The organism is Mogibacterium pumilum (assembly GCF_002243385.1).
Lineage (GTDB): Bacteria > Bacillota > Clostridia > Peptostreptococcales > Anaerovoracaceae > Mogibacterium > Mogibacterium pumilum.
Genome location: NZ_CP016199.1, coordinates 73,783 through 92,154, shown reverse-complemented (window position 1 = coordinate 92,154; position 18,372 = coordinate 73,783). Strand labels below are relative to the sequence as shown.

Below are 18,372 nucleotides of genomic sequence, written 5' to 3'. Positions count from 1 at the left end.
GGAGTTCCGCCTAGGATTGATATAAACATTCCAGTCAAGGCCGCAACTATTGATAGGATTATAGAGCAGATGGTTACTGCTCTGAAGCTTCCAAATACGCACATTGCCGATAGGGCAGGGAAGATGATTAGTGCAGATATCAAAAGTGATCCTACCAAGTTCATTCCCAGTACTATTATAACAGCAATGATGATTGCGATGATTAAATTATACGTTTCTGTCTTGGTGCCTGTCGCTTTCGCGTACTCCTCATCAAATGTGACTGCAAAAAGTCTGTTATACAGGAACACGAAAGCAATTATAACTATTGCTGAAATGACGAGGCATAGGATTACGTCTTCTGTCGTCAGCGTCAATATCGATGTGGAGCCAAATAATGTCGTACATACGTCACCCGACACGTTTGCAGATGAAGAGAATATGTTAATCATCAGATATCCGAAGGCAAGTGACACTACTGACAGTATCGCAAGCTTGGCATCGCCCATGACCTTGCTATTCTGACCACCACGGAGCAACAGTATAGCTGCTATTATAGTTACTGGCATGGTAATATATAGATTACTCGATATGTGTAAAATAGTCCCGACCGTCATCGCCCCGAAGGCAACGTGTGACAGGCCATCTCCTATAAATGAAAATCTCTTAAGCACTAGCGTTACTCCGACCATAGCTGCGCAGAGGGCGATTGAAACTCCTACGATTAGCGCATATAGGACGAAGGAGTGAGAAAGGTACATGTGTAGCTGTTCTGAGATATTAGACATCTAGAATCTCCCTCCTCTCTGCTTCTGAAGCCAGGTGAGGTGTATCGCACATTATTAGAAGCTCGTTGGCTGCAGATAGCGCTTTGCTTATATCGTGTGAGATGGTTATGATTGTAGTCCCGGTCTGATTCAGTTTGTTCAGTAGCTGGTATAGATGGGCAGCGGCCACCGGGTCGAGCCCGGTGATCGGCTCGTCCAGAACCAGCACTTTCTTCGAGCCGGCGATGGCGCGTGCGAGGAGCACGCGCTGCCGCTGCCCGCCGGACAGCTCGCGAAAGCTCTCGTTCTTAATATCCTCGAGGTCAAGCTCTCGGATAGCATCAGCGGCAAGCTTTCGCTCCTTATGTCCATAAAAAGGCTTAAATCCAAGTCTATCCAGGCAGCCGGATAGTACGACTTCCCATACGGAAGCCGGGAAATCCTTCTGCATCTCACGCTGCTGCGGCAAGTAACCAATATCACTCCTATCGATATCGCCGCGCAGCAAGACCTTGCCGCTAATCGCTGGAATCAGACCTACCAAGGTCTTAATCAAGGTCGATTTCCCGGCACCATTTTCCCCTATAATACAAATATAATCCCCGTTATTAATCTCCAAATTGAATTCATTACAGAGGGGCTTGCCTAAATATCCGACAGCAAGCCCCTCGCAAATGATACTAAATGAAGAGTCCTTAGTCTCTCTTACCATTTTGTTCAATTTATACTCCTAGTAATACCTAATTGTTAAGAATCTCCTGCAGAACCTTGAGATTTTTCTCCATAGTCTTGAGGTAAGTCTTATTCTTAAGATCACCTTTCTGCATAGACTGCAGCGAATCTAGAGTCTTGATATCTCTCTTAGTTCCATCAGCGTTCTTGATTATCGACTTAGCAATCTTTTGGTCAGAGTTTTCAATAGTTACGACATGCTTTATCTTCAGCTGGTTGAGCTTGTTAGATAGGAAGTTGATAGTCTCGAAGCTGGCTTCAGACTCAGCAGAACAGCCGACAAATGCAGCATAGTAATCCAGACCATAATCATCCACCATGTAGCGGAATGGGAAACGATCACCGAAGATGAGAGTCTTAACCTTAGCATTTGAAACAGCTTCAGCATATTTGCTGTCAAGCTTCTCCAGCTTCTTGGTATAAGCTTCGAGGTTCTTCTTATAAGTATCTGCATGCTTCTTATCTTTATCAGCAATGGCCTTCTCGATAGGTTGACAAAGCTTAATCGCATTCTTTAGAGACAGCCACACGTGCTCATCATACTCGACTTCCTCAGCGTTCTCGTGATGATGACCGTCGCCTTCCTCTTCTTCCTTCTCAGCCTGCATACCTTCCTTAACTTCCTCGGCCTTCTTGCTATCCTTCATCTCGTCCATGAGATTGATTGCAACGAGATCCTTATTCTTTTTCTTCTTGAGAACATCCTCGACCCATTCATCGGACTCACCGCCAACATAGATAAAAATATCAGCATTAGAAATATCCTTGATATCCTTAGCTGAAGGCTGGAAGCTGTGCAAATCGGTACCGTTCTTCTGAAGCAGCTTCAGGTCAACATCCTTGATTCTGTCACCGAGAATCTCTCTAACCCAGTCATACTCAGGGAATGTGGTTACAACAATCTTGAGTTTCTTGGAGTTCGCCTCTTTGTTGCCGCAGCTCGCAAGTGTACCAAGTGAAAGAATTGCAATCATCATAATTGCAAATATTTTAATGAGTTTATTACGTTTCATATAGACCTCCGTGGTATGTAACGTGAAAAATACAGATTTTGTAAAAAGTAATATCGGTTACCACACTTATCCGAGAACCGCCATTCTTCCATGTGTCGGAGCTGTAGCGATACAGATACTGGGGGAATAACCGAAATTAAAAATCATTTTCAGTTTATCACCAGAGATTTATCATGTCAATGTAGAAAGCAAGTTTCACAAAATTATCAAAATTTTTTTAAGCCTTGCCTTCAGCGGAGTTAAGCAAAAATAGGGAAGATTTTGCGGGAAAATAAAAGAACATATGTTTGATTTTTGCTTGCACCTCCACTATAATTGGGACAAGCAGAACAGTCAAGCGAAATATTTGTCACTGGCAGGAAGTGGAGATGGATGAGAGGATATCGATCAATGTATTTAATAATGAGGAGGAACTTGAAGGGAGCAGAACTTACCTATGTATAGACTTGAAGTCGTACTATGCATCTGTCGAGTGCGTCGCCAGAGGTCTTAATCCGCTTGAGGCCAGACTTCTAGTAGCCGATCCTAGCAGAACGGATAACACGATTTGTCTTGCTGTTTCACCTGCTCTCAAGGCACTTGGCGTTCCAGGTAGACCGAGGCTGTTTGAAGCTAAACAGGCTATAAGGAAGGCTGAGATAGAGTGCGGCCGGTTCACAAGGGTGATAAATTTTCATACAAGTATCCACGCATGAGAAATGAGAAGCGAGCCAAGATATTTGCACCTTTTGCAGCCTTATCTGGGTATGATGATGCTTTAGCGGATAAGGAAGTGATCTACGATATTGAAAGGGCGCTTACTGATGATGAAGGCTTTGATTTAGACTGTAAGATTGCAACTATATATGAAAAGTGTAGAAATAGCATCTTAGCCAGGGAGAATGGTATTGAAGTCAGAATTCTATATTTTGAACCACTTGCTGGTGAAGAGCTCCGCGGTAGGTATAAGGAAGTCAGCGGAATTGTTACTAAGGCCAGCCCAGACACCGAGAGCATCTCCGTGCTGGATCAGGAAATTGCTCTTAGGTCGATATATAAACTAGATATTCTAAATGATAGAAACTCTGAGTTGTAAAGCAAATAAAAATCCCTACTGATTATAGCAGTGTGTGTATTCGCTTATATCTATTTATAAAGCTTATAGAACATATAGAACAAGCCATGTGAAATATCTAAATCCTAAACTCGTGCAATCTGCTCGATACCTTCAACTGTGCCGAGAAGCTCCATCCCGACTGGTCTCCAGTAATCATATATGAGAATAGGTCCGCTATATTCATACAAAAGTCTTATGACAGTGTTGAAGAATATGGGGTTGTTGATGAACATTTTGACGTTGAAGTTACAGTCATATTGTTTGCTTTCAGTATACGGATATTTGAAGTTGATAATCTGTGATTCAGGTTCGCAGTCGTAGTAGCGAAGCTCAAGCAGCTTGTAGCCAGTGAACTTGAACTGATTATCATCAGCATTCTCGCGGCAAGCGATTATCTGATTAATATTCGCGTCGGTCATAACCTGTACATCGCCAGGGTTGTTCTTGCATAGCTCATATAGCTCTATAACAGTATTGAGTGTATGGGGTCTGCCAGCTTCGCTTTCATCTACAGGAACGATTCCTTTGCTGATTAGGTGCTGCAGAAATTCCTCGCACGAGAAAGTTTCTAACGTGTAGTCTTCTAGATTACTGCTGGAAGTACATTCGATGTTCACATTCGAATTGTCGATCTCTTTAAAGTTGATATATGCCATTTTGGTTACCTCTAATTTCTATTAGCATTGGTATTATATCACCAGAGCGCAGCGAGGTCATTAACAAATAAATGAAGAGGCAGCATTTATTCAGAAATGCCGCCCCAATATATTTTTATATGATTTTATATGTACATGCTTTTAATTTGCATTACTCGTAAAAGTCTCTAAAGCATATTAATACAGCGAACGATGCGCGTGCCATTAGAACCATGGGAACTGCGAATACTGCAAATACTGCGAATACTGCAAATACTGCGAATGCTGCAAATACTGCAAATAGTACAAATACTACAAATTCTATTTGTATTTGTAGAAGCCCTCGCCAGCATTGACCCCGGTCTTACCTTCATCGATGTACTTCTTGAGCATTGCTGCAATCTTGCCAGCATTTGACTCAGGATTCTGTGCCTCTGGGTTGCTGGATACGATATTGTAAGCAGTTGTGAGTCCAACGATATCGAGGATTTGGAAAGGTCCTAGTGGAGAACCAGTTCCAAGCTTCCAAGCGCGGTCGATATTCTCGTGATCTCCGATTCCGTTAGCGAGTAGATACTGCGCAGAGTTTAGGAACGGTACAAGCATCGAGTTAAGCAGGTATCCTGGCTGCTCCTTGAGAACTTTGATAGGAACCATGTTTATTGCCTTTGCAAACTCAACGGTCTCGTCATATGCAGCCTGTGAAGTCTCGCTGTGGCCCATAACCTCTCCGATGTTACTTCTCCAGATGTTGTTGGCAAAGTGGAGTGCGAGATATCTTTCAGGTTTTGATAAGTCTGCCTTAAATGTGCTAGGTAAGAATGTCGAAGAGTTAGTCATTACGATTGTTTTATCGTCGAGCACCTTATCGAGCTTATTGTAGAATTCGTGCTTTTCATCTGGAATCTCGGCCATACTCTCTATATAGTAGTCGCATCCCTTTGCAGAATCTTCGAGAGAGAGTGAGAGCTTTAGGTTCTTGTAAGCTGTCTCAACCCTTACTGTCAGCTCATCGAGTTTCTCATTTGTGAGCTCTTCAGCTTTTACACCGAAGCCACCAGGAACTTGAATACCAGGCTTTCCCAGGTTCTGTCTTAGGATTTCGATTTCAGATAGATAAACCTTGTAAAGCCTATCAATCTTAGGTTGAGATCTACCGATGGAACCTTCACTTCTTAGCCATATCGTTGTATCGAATCCGGAGAAAGCAATCTGAAAAGCAATCTGGCTACCGAGTACACCACCGCCGGCTACTGTAACTTTTTTATTAATCATGGGATTACCTCCTGTGTATAAATAACAATTTGCGTTAGTTTTGTATAATTCGATTATACACCTAAAATTTAATAAAGCTACACAATATTAATGGTACACAATTATTTCGTCAAAACAACACAATTCGGAATAATTGCTGCTATTGACAGAGTTCAAGATTAGTTCTATTATACTTATTAGTTCTCAGTTTATTACATTTAACTATTGATGCTGAGGATTGGTAAATATGGTAATTGACTTCAGGGCAGGGTGTAATTCCCTACCGGCGGTATAGCCCGCGAGCCGAGAGGCATGATTCGGTTAGATTCCGAAGCCGACAGTTAAAGTCTGGATGGGAGAAGCTTTTATTCTGAAGAGTACATTATATATGTACAGGGATGAATTGCAGGAGCTCTGAGGGGCTTCTTTTTTAGTGCATACCCATTCTAATTGAACGGGTCAATTGTATATTTATTCGAATGAGGAGAGAGAAATGTCGTTAGAGAAAGCTGATGAACTGATGATACAAGACAAGGAGTATATGAACCGAGCAATTGAGCTTGCCCAAAAAGGCGAGGGATGGGTTAATCCTAACCCGAAGGTCGGAGCAGTAATTGTCAAAGATGGACAGATCATAGGCGAAGGATACCATATGAAGTGCGGTCAGATGCACGCAGAGAGATGTGCTATAACATCTCTTCACGATTCGGCAGAAGGTGCCACAATGTACGTTACTATGGAACCTTGCTGCCACTATGGCAAGACACCGCCATGCACAGAGGCTATTATTGAAAACGAGATATCCAGAGTTGTGATCGGTTCCAGAGACCCTAATCCAAAGGTAGCAGGTAAGGGAGCACAGACCCTAAGAGATGCGGGGATTGAGGTTGTAGAAGATTTTATGGCTGATGAATGTGATGTTCTAAATCCTATATTCTTCCACTACATAACTACAAGGATTCCTTACGTAAGACTGAAGTATGCTATGACAGCCGATGGTAAGATTGCTACCAAGACTGGTGCATCCAGATGGGTGACTGGACCAGAGGCTATTCACAAGGTGCACGAGATGCGCCACGAGTGTATGAGCATTATGGTAGGGGTTGATACGGTTATAGCAGATGACCCGATGCTAAACTGCAGAATTGAAAATGGCAGAAATCCAATAAGAATCGTATGTGACAGCAAGCTAAGGATTTCAAGTGAATGCCAGCTAGTGAGAACAGCCGATGAGTATGACAGTGAAACCGTTGTAGTTTGTGCAGTTTCTGGTATACCGTTAGGGGAAGTTAGGTTTAGTGAGAAAGCACCATTCTACATGGATGAATATAATGCAAATCCACTGGCAAAAGCTTTAGGCAAGAAGTTCGGAGGTGGAGATTTCACTAAGAAGGCGATTAAGCTCAACGAGAGAGGTGTTAGGATATTCAACTTCCCTGGTCACGACGGCAAGGTTGACCTTCCTCTCTTGATGGAATACTTAGGAAAGCTAGATATTGACAGCGTGCTCCTCGAAGGAGGAGGGAATCTCAATGAAAGTGCGTTGAGAGCGGGCATTATCAACGAGATAAGAATATTTATCGCACCTAAAGTATTCGGAGGAAAAGCGAAGAGTCCTATCGAGGGAATTGGAGTAGACCACCCGAATATGGCATACAAATTCTCATTCGACGATATTGAGAGAATTGGTTCAGATCTCATGATTACATGCAAGAGAATCGATAATCTCGGAACATATATTCCAGAAGATGGAGAAAACTAATGTTTACAGGAATCATTGAAGAGACAGGAAAGCTGAGATCTCTTGATATATCTGGGGTGACAGGGCGCATAGAGCTTGAGGCCACCAAGGTGCTTGAGGACACCAACATTGGAGATAGCATCGCTGTGAATGGCGTTTGCCTCACGGTGGTTGAGCTTCACGCTGACGGCTTCACTGCAGATGTCATGCCAGAGACCATATCGAGAACGGGATTTTCACAGCTCAGAGTGGGCGACAAGGTTAATATGGAACGCGCGATGGCAGCAAATGGCAGATTTGGCGGGCACATAGTTTCCGGTCATATTGACGGTGTTGGAACTGTTGAATCGCTTGAAAATGACGGAATTGCTGTATGGGTAAGCATAAAAGCGCCTACGGAAATCCTGAGTCTCATAGTCGAGAAGGGCTCCATAGCAATTGATGGAATCAGCCTTACTGTAGCCTATGTGGATAGCGAGCGTTTTAAGGTTTCAATCATACCTCACACTAGTGAGGAGACCACTCTGCTGAAGAGGCATGTGGGTGATAAAGTTAACCTTGAAAATGACGTAGTGGGTAAATACGTTGAGAAACTACTGGGGCTTGGTAAGCCGACTTTATACGGTGGCGATGGACAAGATAGCGAGACAGGAAGCGGGCTTACACTTGAGTTTCTGGCGGAAAATGGGTTCTGAAAGGAGATTCGATGAATAGTAGAAAACGCGAATACGATTCAATCGAAAGAGCGATTGAGGATCTGAGGGCGGGGAAAATAATCCTCTGCACTGATGATCCAGATAGAGAAAATGAAGGCGATATGATCTGTGCTGCGGAGTTCGCAACACAGGAGAATATCAATATGATGGCAAGCATTGCCAAAGGTCTTATCTGCACACCGATGAGCATTGAGCTTGCAAGGAAACTAAACTTCCCTGCGATGGTGTCGGAGAACACGGATAATCACGAAACTGCATTTACAGTTTCCATCGACCACATAGATACCACGACCGGTATCTCAGCTCAAGAGCGTGGATTCACGATGAGAAAGTGCGTCGATCCGGATTCAAAGCCCGGCGATTTCAGAAGACCCGGTCATGTATTCCCGCTAGTTGCAAAGAGAGGCGGCGTGCTGGTTAGAAACGGACACACCGAGGCGACAGTGGACCTGCTGAGACTTGCAGGTCTTAAAGAGTGTGGCGTATGCTGTGAAATCATGGATGATGACGGCACGATGATGAGAACTCCGAAGCTATGGGAAATCGCAGAGGAATATGATCTTGCATTTATAACGATTAAGCAGTTACAGGATTACCTCCGTATCAACGAGTGTCACGTAATCCGTGAGGCGGTAGCGAAAATGCCGACCATGTATGGCGAATTTAAGATGTACGGCTACATCAACGATATCACTGGCGAGCATCACGTGGCTCTAGTTAAGGGAGATATCGGCGATGGCAAGGATGTGCTCTGCCGAGTTCATTCGGAGTGTCTCACAGGAGATACGTTCGGTTCTCTGAGATGCGACTGCGGACTACAGCTGGAGAAGTCGCTCGAGATGATAGAAAAGGAAGGTCGCGGAATCCTGCTTTATATGAGACAAGAAGGCCGTGGAATCGGGCTAATCAACAAGATTAAAGCGTACGCTCTTCAGGAAGAGGGTTATGATACAGTTGAGGCAAACGTAAAGCTTGGATTTGCACCGGATCTCAGAGAGTACTGGGTGGGTGCACAGATTCTTAGAGACCTCGGCTGCAAGTCACTTAGACTTATGACTAACAATCCAGAGAAGGTATATGGACTCAGTGATTTTGCTCTGAATATAACGGAGAGAGTTCCGATTGAGATTAAGCCACAGAAGTTCGATTATATGTATCTCAAGACTAAGAAGAGCAAGATGGGACACATTTTCAACGAAATTGATTTAGATAAGTAGAAAGGAATCATCATGAACAACATCAATCTATTAGAAGGCAAAGTCGTTGCTAAAGAAGGCATGAAGGTAGGAATAGTTGCTGCTCGTTTCAATGAAATCGTTGTGAGCAAGCTGCTAAGTGGCGCAATCGACGGACTTGTACGTCACAACGTTAAGGAAGAGAATATCACAGCTGCTTGGGTTCCTGGTGCATTTGAGCTACCAACAGTTGCTAAGAAGATGGCTGAGTCTGGAAAGTACAATGCAGTTATCGTACTCGGAGCTGTAATCAGAGGACAGACATCTCATTATGAACTAGTGTGCAATGAGGCTGCAAAGGGTGTGGCTCAGATTTCTATGCAGACAGGCGTACCAACTATGTTTGGAGTAATCACTACTGAGAATATTGAACAGGCAATCGCTCGTGCAGGAAGCAAGGTTGGAAACAAGGGATATGATTGCGCTCTATCTGCAATCGAGATGGTAAATCTCGTAGATCAGCTATAATTATAGGCTTATCGCGAAGTTGCCGGATTGCTTAAGCGTATGAGAGTAAAAAGAGTAATCTTGGATCACAGATACAAGCTGTTCTGATAACCTAATCAGCCAGTGGATGTTTATAGCGAGACTGCAGAATGTCTAAACTAAATAATCGCAAGGCAGGCTGATTCAGTCTGCCTTGTTTTCAAAGGATGAATAGGGATTGGTCATATAAATGAATAAGAGTATGGAGATTAAGAGTAGTGAAAGCATAAAGTCAGAAGGAACAGATAAGAGCAAGGTAATGCTGGTATTTGACTATGATGGCACTATTCAGGAAACTATGAAAATCTATGCGCCAGCGATTTTTGATATTGCAAAAGGGCTGAGAACCATATATGGGGTTCAGATCGAAAATCCTAGCTATGAGCGCATGGAGAGCTGGCTGGGGCTTCGTAGTGACGAGATGTGGGCAGACTTCGCCCCAGCGCTCTCAGCGGACGCCAGGGCGGCCGCAGCGGCGCGCGTCGGCGCCTACATGCGCACACTGGTACGCGATGGTGCTGATCCCTGGTATGCTGGCGCCAGAGAAACGCTAGATAAACTCAAAGAGCAGGACTACAGAATGATGATTCTGAGCAACTCAGATCACGGATATGCAGAATTTAACAGGAAGAGATTTGACACAGATAAGTGGTTTGAGAAATACATAGATTGTGGCTCCTGGGATTGGAAGTCCAAGGCGGATGTGTTAAGCTCTATAATAAGTGATGAACCTGAACTGACATACGTGATGATTGGCGACAGGTTCAACGACCAAGAGGCAGCAGTCAATAACGATATCTTATTTATCGCATGTGACTACGGATATGCAAAATCTGGGGAGCTCGATGAGGCTGATGCAAGAGCTAACTCATTTAGAGAGCTGCCAGATATAATTGCTAGATTACCGGATTGTTAGGGGGTTAAGATGAACATTGTATGCTTAGATATGGAAGGCGTATTAGTACCTGAGATTTGGATTGCCTTTGCAGAAGAGACAGGAATCGAGGAACTAAAGAAGACGACTAGAGATGAGCCAGATTACGACAAGCTCATGAATTACAGACTTGATATCCTAAGAGAGCATGGACTCGGACTAAAGGAGATTCAGGATGTAATCGCTAGAATCGATCCATTACCAGGAGCAAAGGAGTTTTTAGATGAACTTCGTGCGACAACTCAGGCTATAATCCTCAGTGATACATTTTCTCAGTTCGCTCAGCCACTCATGGCTAAACTAGGATGGCCGGTGCTATTCTGTAACGAGCTAATCATTGGCGAAGATGGAATGATAGAAGGCTTCAAGATGCGCTGCGAAAAGTCAAAACTCACAACCGTAAGAGCCCTGCAGTCATGCGGCTTCGAGACAATTGCAGCTGGAGACAGCTTTAATGACTTAGCTATGATTGAGGCTAGCAAGGCCGGATTCCTGTTCAGAAGCACAGAGTCAATCAAAGCTGATTATCCGCAGTTCCCAGCTTTCAAGGAGTTTGACGATTTGCTAGATGCGATTAAGAAGGCTCTGTAAGTTGTGACAAAGATACAAATTTAATGAAATAGCATAACCCGCTATAGTTGTTGTGACCAACAGCCGCAGCGGGTTTGTCATTTTTATTAAAATATAATATATAGACTTATCTTATGGTAATGCGTTAAGTGCAGCATATGCCATCCTTAAACTATAAAAAAATTAGTCCTCTTAATCTCCTTAATCTCATTAGGTGAAACCTTTAACTGTTACAATAAATTCGGCTTATCACATTCATTCACAGGCTTTGAAGTTGCAGCAATTTTGACAGCAACATTCTGATAATAGAATGATTGAGTTGTCATCAGACCAAAACAGTATTGCATTTTTCAAAATGGAGGTACATGGTTGACTTAATTCTAATCATTGCTGCAGAATTCACTTTGACACTTATGGTTTTAATTCTGTATTGATTCCTTACTGAGCCGGGTGGTAGCGGCAGTAAGAACTTTTTTCCTTTTCAAATTCCAATACAGGAATTTTACCTGTTCCTTTGCACATTGAATTGTTTGCCCTTTGATTGATTCGATTAATCAATCAACAAAGACCGACAAAGTTCAATTTGCCGCTATACGTACGTATTTCATCAAGGAGCTTCATTTGAGATTAAACTTTACCTTTTGTCTTCGGCGTAGCTACCTTGCATTATACAAACTGAGCATTTTTATTTGATAATTTTAGTACATTATTATTTTAGAACTTATAAAAGGCTAATAATCAAACCACTAATGTTTTCCGTGCAAAATGGATTGGGCAAACTGCCCAATCCATTTACATTTCGTAAGGCCCTAAAACCAGATCCTAAAATGCGCCCCTAAAAAACTTTGGCAAACCCTAAAAACTTTGATGACCCTTAAAAAGACGATAATCAATTCAATGTGTAAAAATGATTATCGTCTTTCTTTTTTCATAAAACGCCCCAAACTTCGTTAAAGGTGATTTTTACAAAACCCCTAAAAAGTTTATAGAGCCTAAATAATTTGATTCATATAATAAAAACAGTTCCCTATGCAAATGCAAAGGGAACTGTTTTGAATTTGAGTTACTATCGCTTTTGTTGCGTGGATTAACGCTTCGAGAACTGGCTAGCTCTTCTAGCTTTCTTGAGACCGTACTTCTTTCTTTCCTTCATACGAGGATCTCTCGTTAGGAATCCAGCAGCCTTAAGTGCCGGCCTGTTAGCTTCAGCATCTACTTCGCAAAGTGCTCTTGAGATACCGTGTCTAAGCGCTCCGGCCTGTCCAGTTGTACCACCACCGTTAACAAGTGCGATTACATCGTATTTGCCAGCTGTTCCGGTGATTTCGAAAGGTCTCTTAACCTCGTTCTTAAGAACTTCAAGTCCGAAGTACTCTTCAAGATCCTTTTTGTTTACAACGATTCTTCCTGTTCCAGGGAGTAATCTGACTCTAGCAATCGAAGATTTTCTTCTTCCTGTTGCCTGATACATTTCTTTAGCCATCTTCTAATCCTCCCTTCCTAGAATGTCCACTCTTCAGGACTCTGTGCAGCATGTGGATGCTCAGGTCCTGCATATACCTTTAGCTTCTTGAACATCTGTCTGCCGAGCTTACCTTTAGGCATCATGCCCTTAACAGCGTGACGGATGATCTCTTCCGGCTTCTTAGCGCGAAGTTCTGCAAGAGTTGTCTCCTTGAGACCACCTGGATATCCACTGTGGCTCTTGTAAATCTTCTGCTTTTCTTTCTTGCCTGTTACTGCAACCTTCTCAGCATTTACAACAACTACGTAGTCTCCGCAGTCAACGTGAGGTGTGTAGATAGGCTTCTTCTTTCCTCTTAGGATTATTGCAATTTCAGCTGCAATCTTACCTAGAGTCTTGTCTTCTGCATCGATAACGTACCACTTGTGGTCGATATCTGCAGGCTTAGCGATGTAAGACTTCATTTCATTTCCTTTCTTACCTACTCAAATCCGAAGATTGATTTCGGCACTGTCTACTGGGATCCGAGGATCTTGTTCGACATACTAAAAATAACTTAGTGTCGGAGCTACCGGGCAGAACCCTACTCCATTTGCACAATATGCCTAACAATTATATTATTCAAAACGCTTAAAGTCAAGCGTTTAAAGCTTTTATTTCGTTCTGCTCTTCCCACTCCTCGACAAGAATCGCCCTAAGCTCCATATCAAAATACTCCTTACTACGTTTTCCTGCTAACTTGAGTATTCCTTCAGTCCTAAAACCTAGTTTTGTGTATAGGTGAGAAGCTACTGTGTCATCCGGAAAATGAGACACGGTAACTCTATGTGTACCGAGCTCCTCGAAAGAGTGACGTAGTAGCGCCTCCATCGATTCTGTTCCATATCCTTTGCCGCGAGCGGACTCGTCAGCGAGGTAGATAATAGCGATATTTAACGAATCGTTAATAGGGTCTATATTCGTAATATCGATTTTACCAAGTGGCTTCTTGCTTGATTTCTCAACTATTGTAAGCCACTCGCGAGTTGTATCGTGAATGACATTGTGGAATTCATCGGTAATCGTGTCGAGGTCGCGCTTGCCGGTCGTACAGAAATGCTCGATGACATTTTCTCGTGACTCCCATTCTGCAAAAAGATCGCAGTCAGCGAAGGATGCCTTACGAAGTATAATGTGGTTAGTTTCTATCACGTTGATTCCTCCTCTAGTATCCGATTAATTTATGCCCTATTATACCAAAAAATTGTATATCTTATCATACCTAATTGCATATTGTTCACTTGCATAAATATGCATGTTATAATCTCGATGTATCTAACGAATGACTTGAAATCACTGATGTAATAGAGGTGGTGTCGGTAGATTTCAGAGAAAAAATAAAATTAACTATACGAAATATTTAGATTAAAGACTAGTGATTAACATGAGTAATGGAAACAAAGGTAATATTGCACTGCTACTCGCGGCAGTCATATGGGGAAGCGGTTTCATCGCACAGAAGATGGGGATGGATACAATTGGTCCATACTTCTTTAATGGATCGAGAATGGTTATTGCGGGGCTTGCGCTTTTGCCGCTTGTAATAAAGATGGCAAAGCCAAAGGAGTTTTTTAGCGCAAAGATTCACGGCGAGAGTGTTGTTAAATCTCGTAAAATCAGTCTTCTAAAAGGAAGTCTTGTGTGTGGTTTTCTGCTCGCCATGGCATCGAGCCTTCAGCAGGTCGGCCTAATAGATGTACCCGTAGGTAGAGCAGGGTTCATTATCGTAATCTATATAATACTCGTGCCGCTGCTGGGAATATTTGCAGGGCACAAGGTAGAACTGAAGATCTGGATTGCTGTACTTATGGCGATAATTGGATTTGCTATGCTCAGCCTTCACGGAGGATTTTCTAATCTAGGAAAAGGAGATGTGATTACTCTCCTGAGCTCGCTATTCTTCGCTATGCAGATAATTTCGGTGTCTAAACATGTAACTAAGAACAATGCGATTATGCTATCTGCAGCACAGATGCTCGTGTGTGGAGTGCTTACGCTAATCGTGGCATTTATAGTTGAGCATACTACGATGGAAATGATTAAAAATTCTCTTCTCGTAACACTGTATTCCGCACTAATCCCGACCGCACTAGCATACACAATGCAGATAATCGGCCAGAAATATACGAACCCGACTTTAGCTTCGCTGCTGATGAGCCTCGAGTCGGTATTTGCCGCGATTCTAGGCGTACTTGTTCTAAATGAGCATATGACGCTTGTTGAGTGGGGTGGCTGTGCGGTAATTTTCGCATCGACTGTGGTCGCTCAAGTGCAGTGGAAATCACCAGAAAAATCAAGACAAGATAATTAGCTGTATACGTATCATAAGCGCATGCATAGATAGTACCTTTCTGTACAATAGTTAATATTAATAATAAAAAGTGTCAATAGTTGCACACACCGGTATAAGCAACAATTATTGTTAACATTTTTACGATTGCGATAAAATGTGACTAGATTGTGGAGTTATGCTGTTATTCGCGAGATGGGAGCGAATGGTGGTGCAACTTTTACTATTTTTTGCACATAACACTTATTGATTAAAACGAGGAAAGGACAGTAATGGTTACGAAAAAGAAAGGACTAAAAGCGAAGATTTCAGGGGTTTTGCTAACAGCAATCCTGATTCTCACTATGATGCCGTGGCATGTCATGGCTGATGATGCTGCACCTGCAGAGGGAACAGCTGCTGCAAATACCTTAACTACTGAGAGTGAGGGCGTTTCAAAAGAAACCGCTAACGCTGCTACAGAAGTTGCAGCACAGGAAAAGCCTGCAGTAACATCTGCAAATGAAAAGCCTACTACAACAAGCCCAAAGGCTTCTAAAAAGGTAGTTACAACAACCGTAAAGGTTGCTTACAAGGATGGAACACCAGTTGAAGACGGAGTTGTTTTCACACTAGACGATCCAGTTAATAATGACCAGAAGGATTATGAGGTTAAGAACGGAAAGCTCGAACTTCAGTTAATATCAGATAGAGAGTATCGTCTTGGAATCTCATGGGACGATGAGAAGATGAATACTCACAAAATTGTTGAGGCTGATGCAAATCTTGGCACTATTCCAGTTGGAATATCTGCAGAGGGGAAGACTCTCGTTTGGTATGATAGGCAGAACAAAAAGCTTCTCGAGAGCAAGCCTGTAACAAAAGTTACTCTCAAGGAAATTGACGACAACAGTGAAACCCCATCAGAGCCACAGCCTGACGAGAAGAAGAGAGTAGATAAGGGTAAACTAGCGAATGTTCGTGATATCGAAGTAGTTCTAGATGACGGAACTCCAATGCCTGACGGCGTACAGTTAGAGCTTATTGATATGAGCAGAGTTGCTGACTGGTCGTATGAATTCGAGAAATTCACCGTTAAGGGTGGCAAGATTCACGGCGTTAAGATGAAGGCAGAAACTCAGTATAAGATTGGAATGGATACTGCTAATCCCTCATATGCAGACTATACAATCGTTGGGGCTTACAACAGCAAGCATCTAATGCGTATATATGCTAGATATGAAAACGAATATCCTCTGTACTACGATTATGATGAGGGTATAAACGGAGCTGAGAAGCCGATTGCAAAACTTGTATTCCACAAGGTTAAGGAGCAGAGCGAGCTAGAGAATCCTGCGGCAACTTCTTCAATTACAGTTCTTAAGGTTTCTGATGGTGGTTATGCTGCAAAGGCAGGTCTACCTTTCAGACTAGTGCGCAAGGATAACGGCAAGTCTAAGGTTATTTATAGTGAGCAGGGTGAACTTACAATCAATACCGAAGCAAATGTTCCTTATGAGCTTAAGCTAGATGATAACGATACATTCGTTATGAAGGATAAGATTGAGTTCACAATGAAGAAAAACAAGCAGGGCAAGTATAATCCTATTGTTGAAGGATATGATGCGAATGATATAGATGGTTACTTGCAGTGCAGACTCATCGAACTTGTTAGAAAAGACGGTAAGAAACCTGGAAGCGATTCTGTTAATCCAGGTGGCAACAATGGAAATAACAGTGGCGACGACGGAAATCCTTGTGGACCATGCGACGAGTGCGCAAAGTTCAAGCCAGAGCAGTATGCAAAGATTTTCGAGAAGGAGAAGGTAATTCTCAAGAATATGCCAGTTTTAAGAAAGGCATCTGCAAACGAGTATAAGCCTATCAAGAAGAAGATTACTTTCATCTTCTACAATGCTACAACACAGACTGTAGAGACTAAAGTTCAGTCAAGCAACGGAGTTCTACCTGATGTTGAGATGATAAAGGGGCATAACTACATTGTATTTGCTGAGGATGGCGACTTCGAAATGCCTAATGCTTACCTTGTTCTGAACAAGACTGGTGAAAAGCCGGTTCCATCGAAACAGAATGGAAGAAAAGTAGATGCATTCTACTTAACTCTAAGACAGATGTACGTGAGCAACCCTGAAGTTGCAAAGCGTGTAGCTTACACACTTCCGGTTTTCGACAAGGATCACAATCCTGTTGATAACGTTAAGATTAAGTTTGTAAGTGAATATGAGCAGGTTACTGCAACTGTAAAAGATGGCGTTGTTGAATATTCGCTGATTGAGGATCAGAACTACATGGTATATGTTGATGATTCAAGATACACTCTAGATTCTTTCCCAATGACTATGAAGGATAAGTCTGAATGGGGAGCTGCGAAGTACGCGTTCAATCATTTTAGTTGCGGAAGTGTTAATGAACTTATACTCAAGCCTAAGAGCGAAGAGGGCAAGAACAACACTACACTTATCGATATCGATAATACTACGGCTGTAACTGGTCTAAACTTCGGAAAGGGCGATTACCTAGTGAGCGTTAGAAAGCTTCCTAAAGAGAGTGTAAAGGGTCTTGAGGGTAAAGACTACGAAGTTCTAGATATCGATATGATCAACATGTATCGTACTGAGCTTTCGAAGCTTGTAAGAGGAAACTTCAAGGTTAGCAGACTAGTTCCAGATGGCAAGGATGTAAAGCAGGTTTACTACGTTGACAAGGATGGAAAGCTTGTAAAGGTTCCATTCAAGCAGATTTTGGCATCTGATGGTGGATACATAGTATCATTCGATATGTCCTCGATGTCGATGTACAACAATGTTATTGAGTACACTGACCACAAGCCAGCAGAGCCAGAAAAGCCAACAGAGCCAGAAAAGCCAGTTAACCCAGGAAACGACCAGGGAGATAATAATAACAACAATACACAACCAAACGTACCAAATCCAAGCAACAACGGAGATGTTACAAACAGTGCATCGGATTACTATGTAGCTAATGGAAATCTTGTTTGGAACAATGACAACAATGGTCTACTCATAATTGTAAAGTCCAAGACTGACGATGAAAAGACATTTGAGAGATTCAGAGGCGTTGAGATTGATGGTAAGGTTGTAGATCCAAGTAACTACGACGTTGTAAAAGGAAGTGCAAGAATTACTCTTCACACATCGTATCTCAAGTCGCTTAAGCCAGGAAAGCACGCTGTAACCGTTCGTTTCGACAACGGTTCTCTAAATTCAGAGTTTACAGTTGCTTCTCACATGGCTAAGAAGGCTCCAAATGGAAAGATCGTTAAGACTGGCGATTCCATGGGATTTGAGTTTATGTTCACATTCGTAATTGCAAGCTTACTACTAGGCGTTGTAATCGTTATGAGGAAAAAGTCCGCATAGTGACAGGGTGTGCTAGAGAACAGATAGCATTATCTGATGA

The 18,372-nt window shown here is 42.6% G+C and carries 18 protein-coding genes and 1 riboswitch; of the genes, 10 read left to right on the top strand and 8 right to left on the bottom strand.

Annotated elements, in window-relative coordinates; translation table 11 throughout:
* The 3 genes from AXF17_RS00415 to AXF17_RS00405 form a co-directional block, all read right to left on the bottom strand.
* Positions 1–767, bottom strand: a 767-nt coding sequence (locus AXF17_RS00415) for a metal ABC transporter permease (protein WP_237049049.1), incomplete at its 3' end; no start/stop codon positions are given.
* The gene (locus AXF17_RS00410; protein ID WP_237049085.1) at positions 760–1,458 is read right to left on the bottom strand and encodes a metal ABC transporter ATP-binding protein; all 699 of its coding nucleotides are present in this window, start codon (positions 1,456–1,458) and stop codon (positions 760–762) included. The genes AXF17_RS00415 and AXF17_RS00410, both read right to left, overlap by 8 nt.
* 28 nt (positions 1,459–1,486) lie before the next feature.
* Positions 1,487–2,491, bottom strand: a complete 1,005-nt coding sequence (locus tag AXF17_RS00405; RefSeq protein ID WP_094233300.1) for a metal ABC transporter substrate-binding protein — start codon at positions 2,489–2,491, stop codon at positions 1,487–1,489.
* Between the two features lie 368 nt (positions 2,492–2,859).
* Between AXF17_RS00405 and AXF17_RS00400 the strand changes: the two genes are divergently transcribed.
* Positions 2,860–3,186: a hypothetical protein gene (locus tag AXF17_RS00400; RefSeq protein ID WP_330398499.1), complete on the top strand. Its 327-nt coding sequence runs from the start codon at positions 2,860–2,862 to the stop codon at positions 3,184–3,186.
* Complete coding sequence (locus tag AXF17_RS00395) at positions 3,183–3,566, top strand: hypothetical protein (RefSeq protein ID WP_094233299.1); 384 nt, start codon at positions 3,183–3,185, stop codon at positions 3,564–3,566. Before AXF17_RS00400 ends, AXF17_RS00395 begins: the two co-directional genes overlap by 4 nt.
* Before the next feature lie 104 nt (positions 3,567–3,670).
* Here the strand turns inward: AXF17_RS00395 and AXF17_RS00390 are convergent, their stop codons facing one another.
* Complete coding sequence (locus AXF17_RS00390) at positions 3,671–4,243, bottom strand: hypothetical protein (protein ID WP_094233298.1); 573 nt, start codon at positions 4,241–4,243, stop codon at positions 3,671–3,673.
* Between the two features lie 300 nt (positions 4,244–4,543).
* Complete coding sequence (locus AXF17_RS00385; protein WP_094233297.1) at positions 4,544–5,497, bottom strand: 3-hydroxyacyl-CoA dehydrogenase; 954 nt, start codon at positions 5,495–5,497, stop codon at positions 4,544–4,546.
* A gap of 231 nt (positions 5,498–5,728) precedes the next feature.
* Positions 5,729–5,844, top strand: a riboswitch (FMN riboswitch).
* Positions 5,845–5,969: 125 nt separating this feature from the next.
* Between AXF17_RS00385 and ribD the strand changes: the two genes are divergently transcribed.
* The 6 genes from ribD to thrH all read left to right on the top strand — a co-directional run bounded on the left by ribD (position 5,970) and on the right by thrH (position 11,179).
* A complete protein-coding gene (gene ribD / locus AXF17_RS00380) occupies positions 5,970–7,238 on the top strand; it encodes a bifunctional diaminohydroxyphosphoribosylaminopyrimidine deaminase/5-amino-6-(5-phosphoribosylamino)uracil reductase RibD (protein ID WP_330398498.1) in 1,269 nt (422 codons plus the stop codon).
* Positions 7,238–7,912, top strand: a complete 675-nt coding sequence (locus tag AXF17_RS00375; RefSeq protein WP_094233296.1) for a riboflavin synthase — start codon at positions 7,238–7,240, stop codon at positions 7,910–7,912. Before ribD ends, AXF17_RS00375 begins: the two co-directional genes overlap by 1 nt.
* A gap of 11 nt (positions 7,913–7,923) precedes the next feature.
* Complete coding sequence (locus AXF17_RS00370) at positions 7,924–9,150, top strand: bifunctional 3,4-dihydroxy-2-butanone-4-phosphate synthase/GTP cyclohydrolase II (RefSeq protein WP_094233295.1); 1,227 nt, start codon at positions 7,924–7,926, stop codon at positions 9,148–9,150.
* 12 nt (positions 9,151–9,162) lie between these two features.
* A complete protein-coding gene (ribH, locus tag AXF17_RS00365; RefSeq protein ID WP_094233294.1) occupies positions 9,163–9,636 on the top strand; it encodes a 6,7-dimethyl-8-ribityllumazine synthase in 474 nt (157 codons plus the stop codon).
* A gap of 208 nt (positions 9,637–9,844) precedes the next feature.
* Positions 9,845–10,570: an HAD family hydrolase gene (locus AXF17_RS00360; protein ID WP_094233293.1), complete on the top strand. Its 726-nt coding sequence runs from the start codon at positions 9,845–9,847 to the stop codon at positions 10,568–10,570.
* Between the two features lie 9 nt (positions 10,571–10,579).
* On the top strand, positions 10,580–11,179 hold the full coding sequence (thrH, locus tag AXF17_RS00355) for a bifunctional phosphoserine phosphatase/homoserine phosphotransferase ThrH (protein WP_094233292.1): 600 nt from the start codon (positions 10,580–10,582) through the stop codon (positions 11,177–11,179).
* Positions 11,180–12,245: 1,066 nt separating this feature from the next.
* Here the strand turns inward: thrH and rpsI are convergent.
* The 3 genes from rpsI to AXF17_RS00340 all read right to left on the bottom strand — a co-directional run bounded on the left by rpsI (position 12,246) and on the right by AXF17_RS00340 (position 13,814).
* Positions 12,246–12,641: a 30S ribosomal protein S9 gene (rpsI, locus tag AXF17_RS00350; protein ID WP_094233291.1), complete on the bottom strand. Its 396-nt coding sequence runs from the start codon at positions 12,639–12,641 to the stop codon at positions 12,246–12,248.
* 17 nt (positions 12,642–12,658) lie between these two features.
* Positions 12,659–13,087: a 50S ribosomal protein L13 gene (rplM, locus tag AXF17_RS00345; protein ID WP_094233290.1), complete on the bottom strand. Its 429-nt coding sequence runs from the start codon at positions 13,085–13,087 to the stop codon at positions 12,659–12,661.
* Positions 13,088–13,259: 172 nt separating this feature from the next.
* Positions 13,260–13,814, bottom strand: coding sequence for a GNAT family N-acetyltransferase (locus tag AXF17_RS00340; RefSeq protein ID WP_157682502.1), 555 nt, complete (start codon positions 13,812–13,814; stop codon positions 13,260–13,262).
* Positions 13,815–14,046: 232 nt separating this feature from the next.
* Between AXF17_RS00340 and AXF17_RS00335 the strand changes: the two genes are divergently transcribed.
* Positions 14,047–14,973, top strand: coding sequence for a DMT family transporter (locus tag AXF17_RS00335; protein WP_094233288.1), 927 nt, complete (start codon positions 14,047–14,049; stop codon positions 14,971–14,973).
* Positions 14,974–15,224: 251 nt separating this feature from the next.
* The gene (locus tag AXF17_RS00330) at positions 15,225–18,332 is read left to right on the top strand and encodes a hypothetical protein (RefSeq protein ID WP_094233287.1); all 3,108 of its coding nucleotides are present in this window, start codon (positions 15,225–15,227) and stop codon (positions 18,330–18,332) included.
* Positions 18,333–18,372 lie beyond the last annotated feature (40 nt).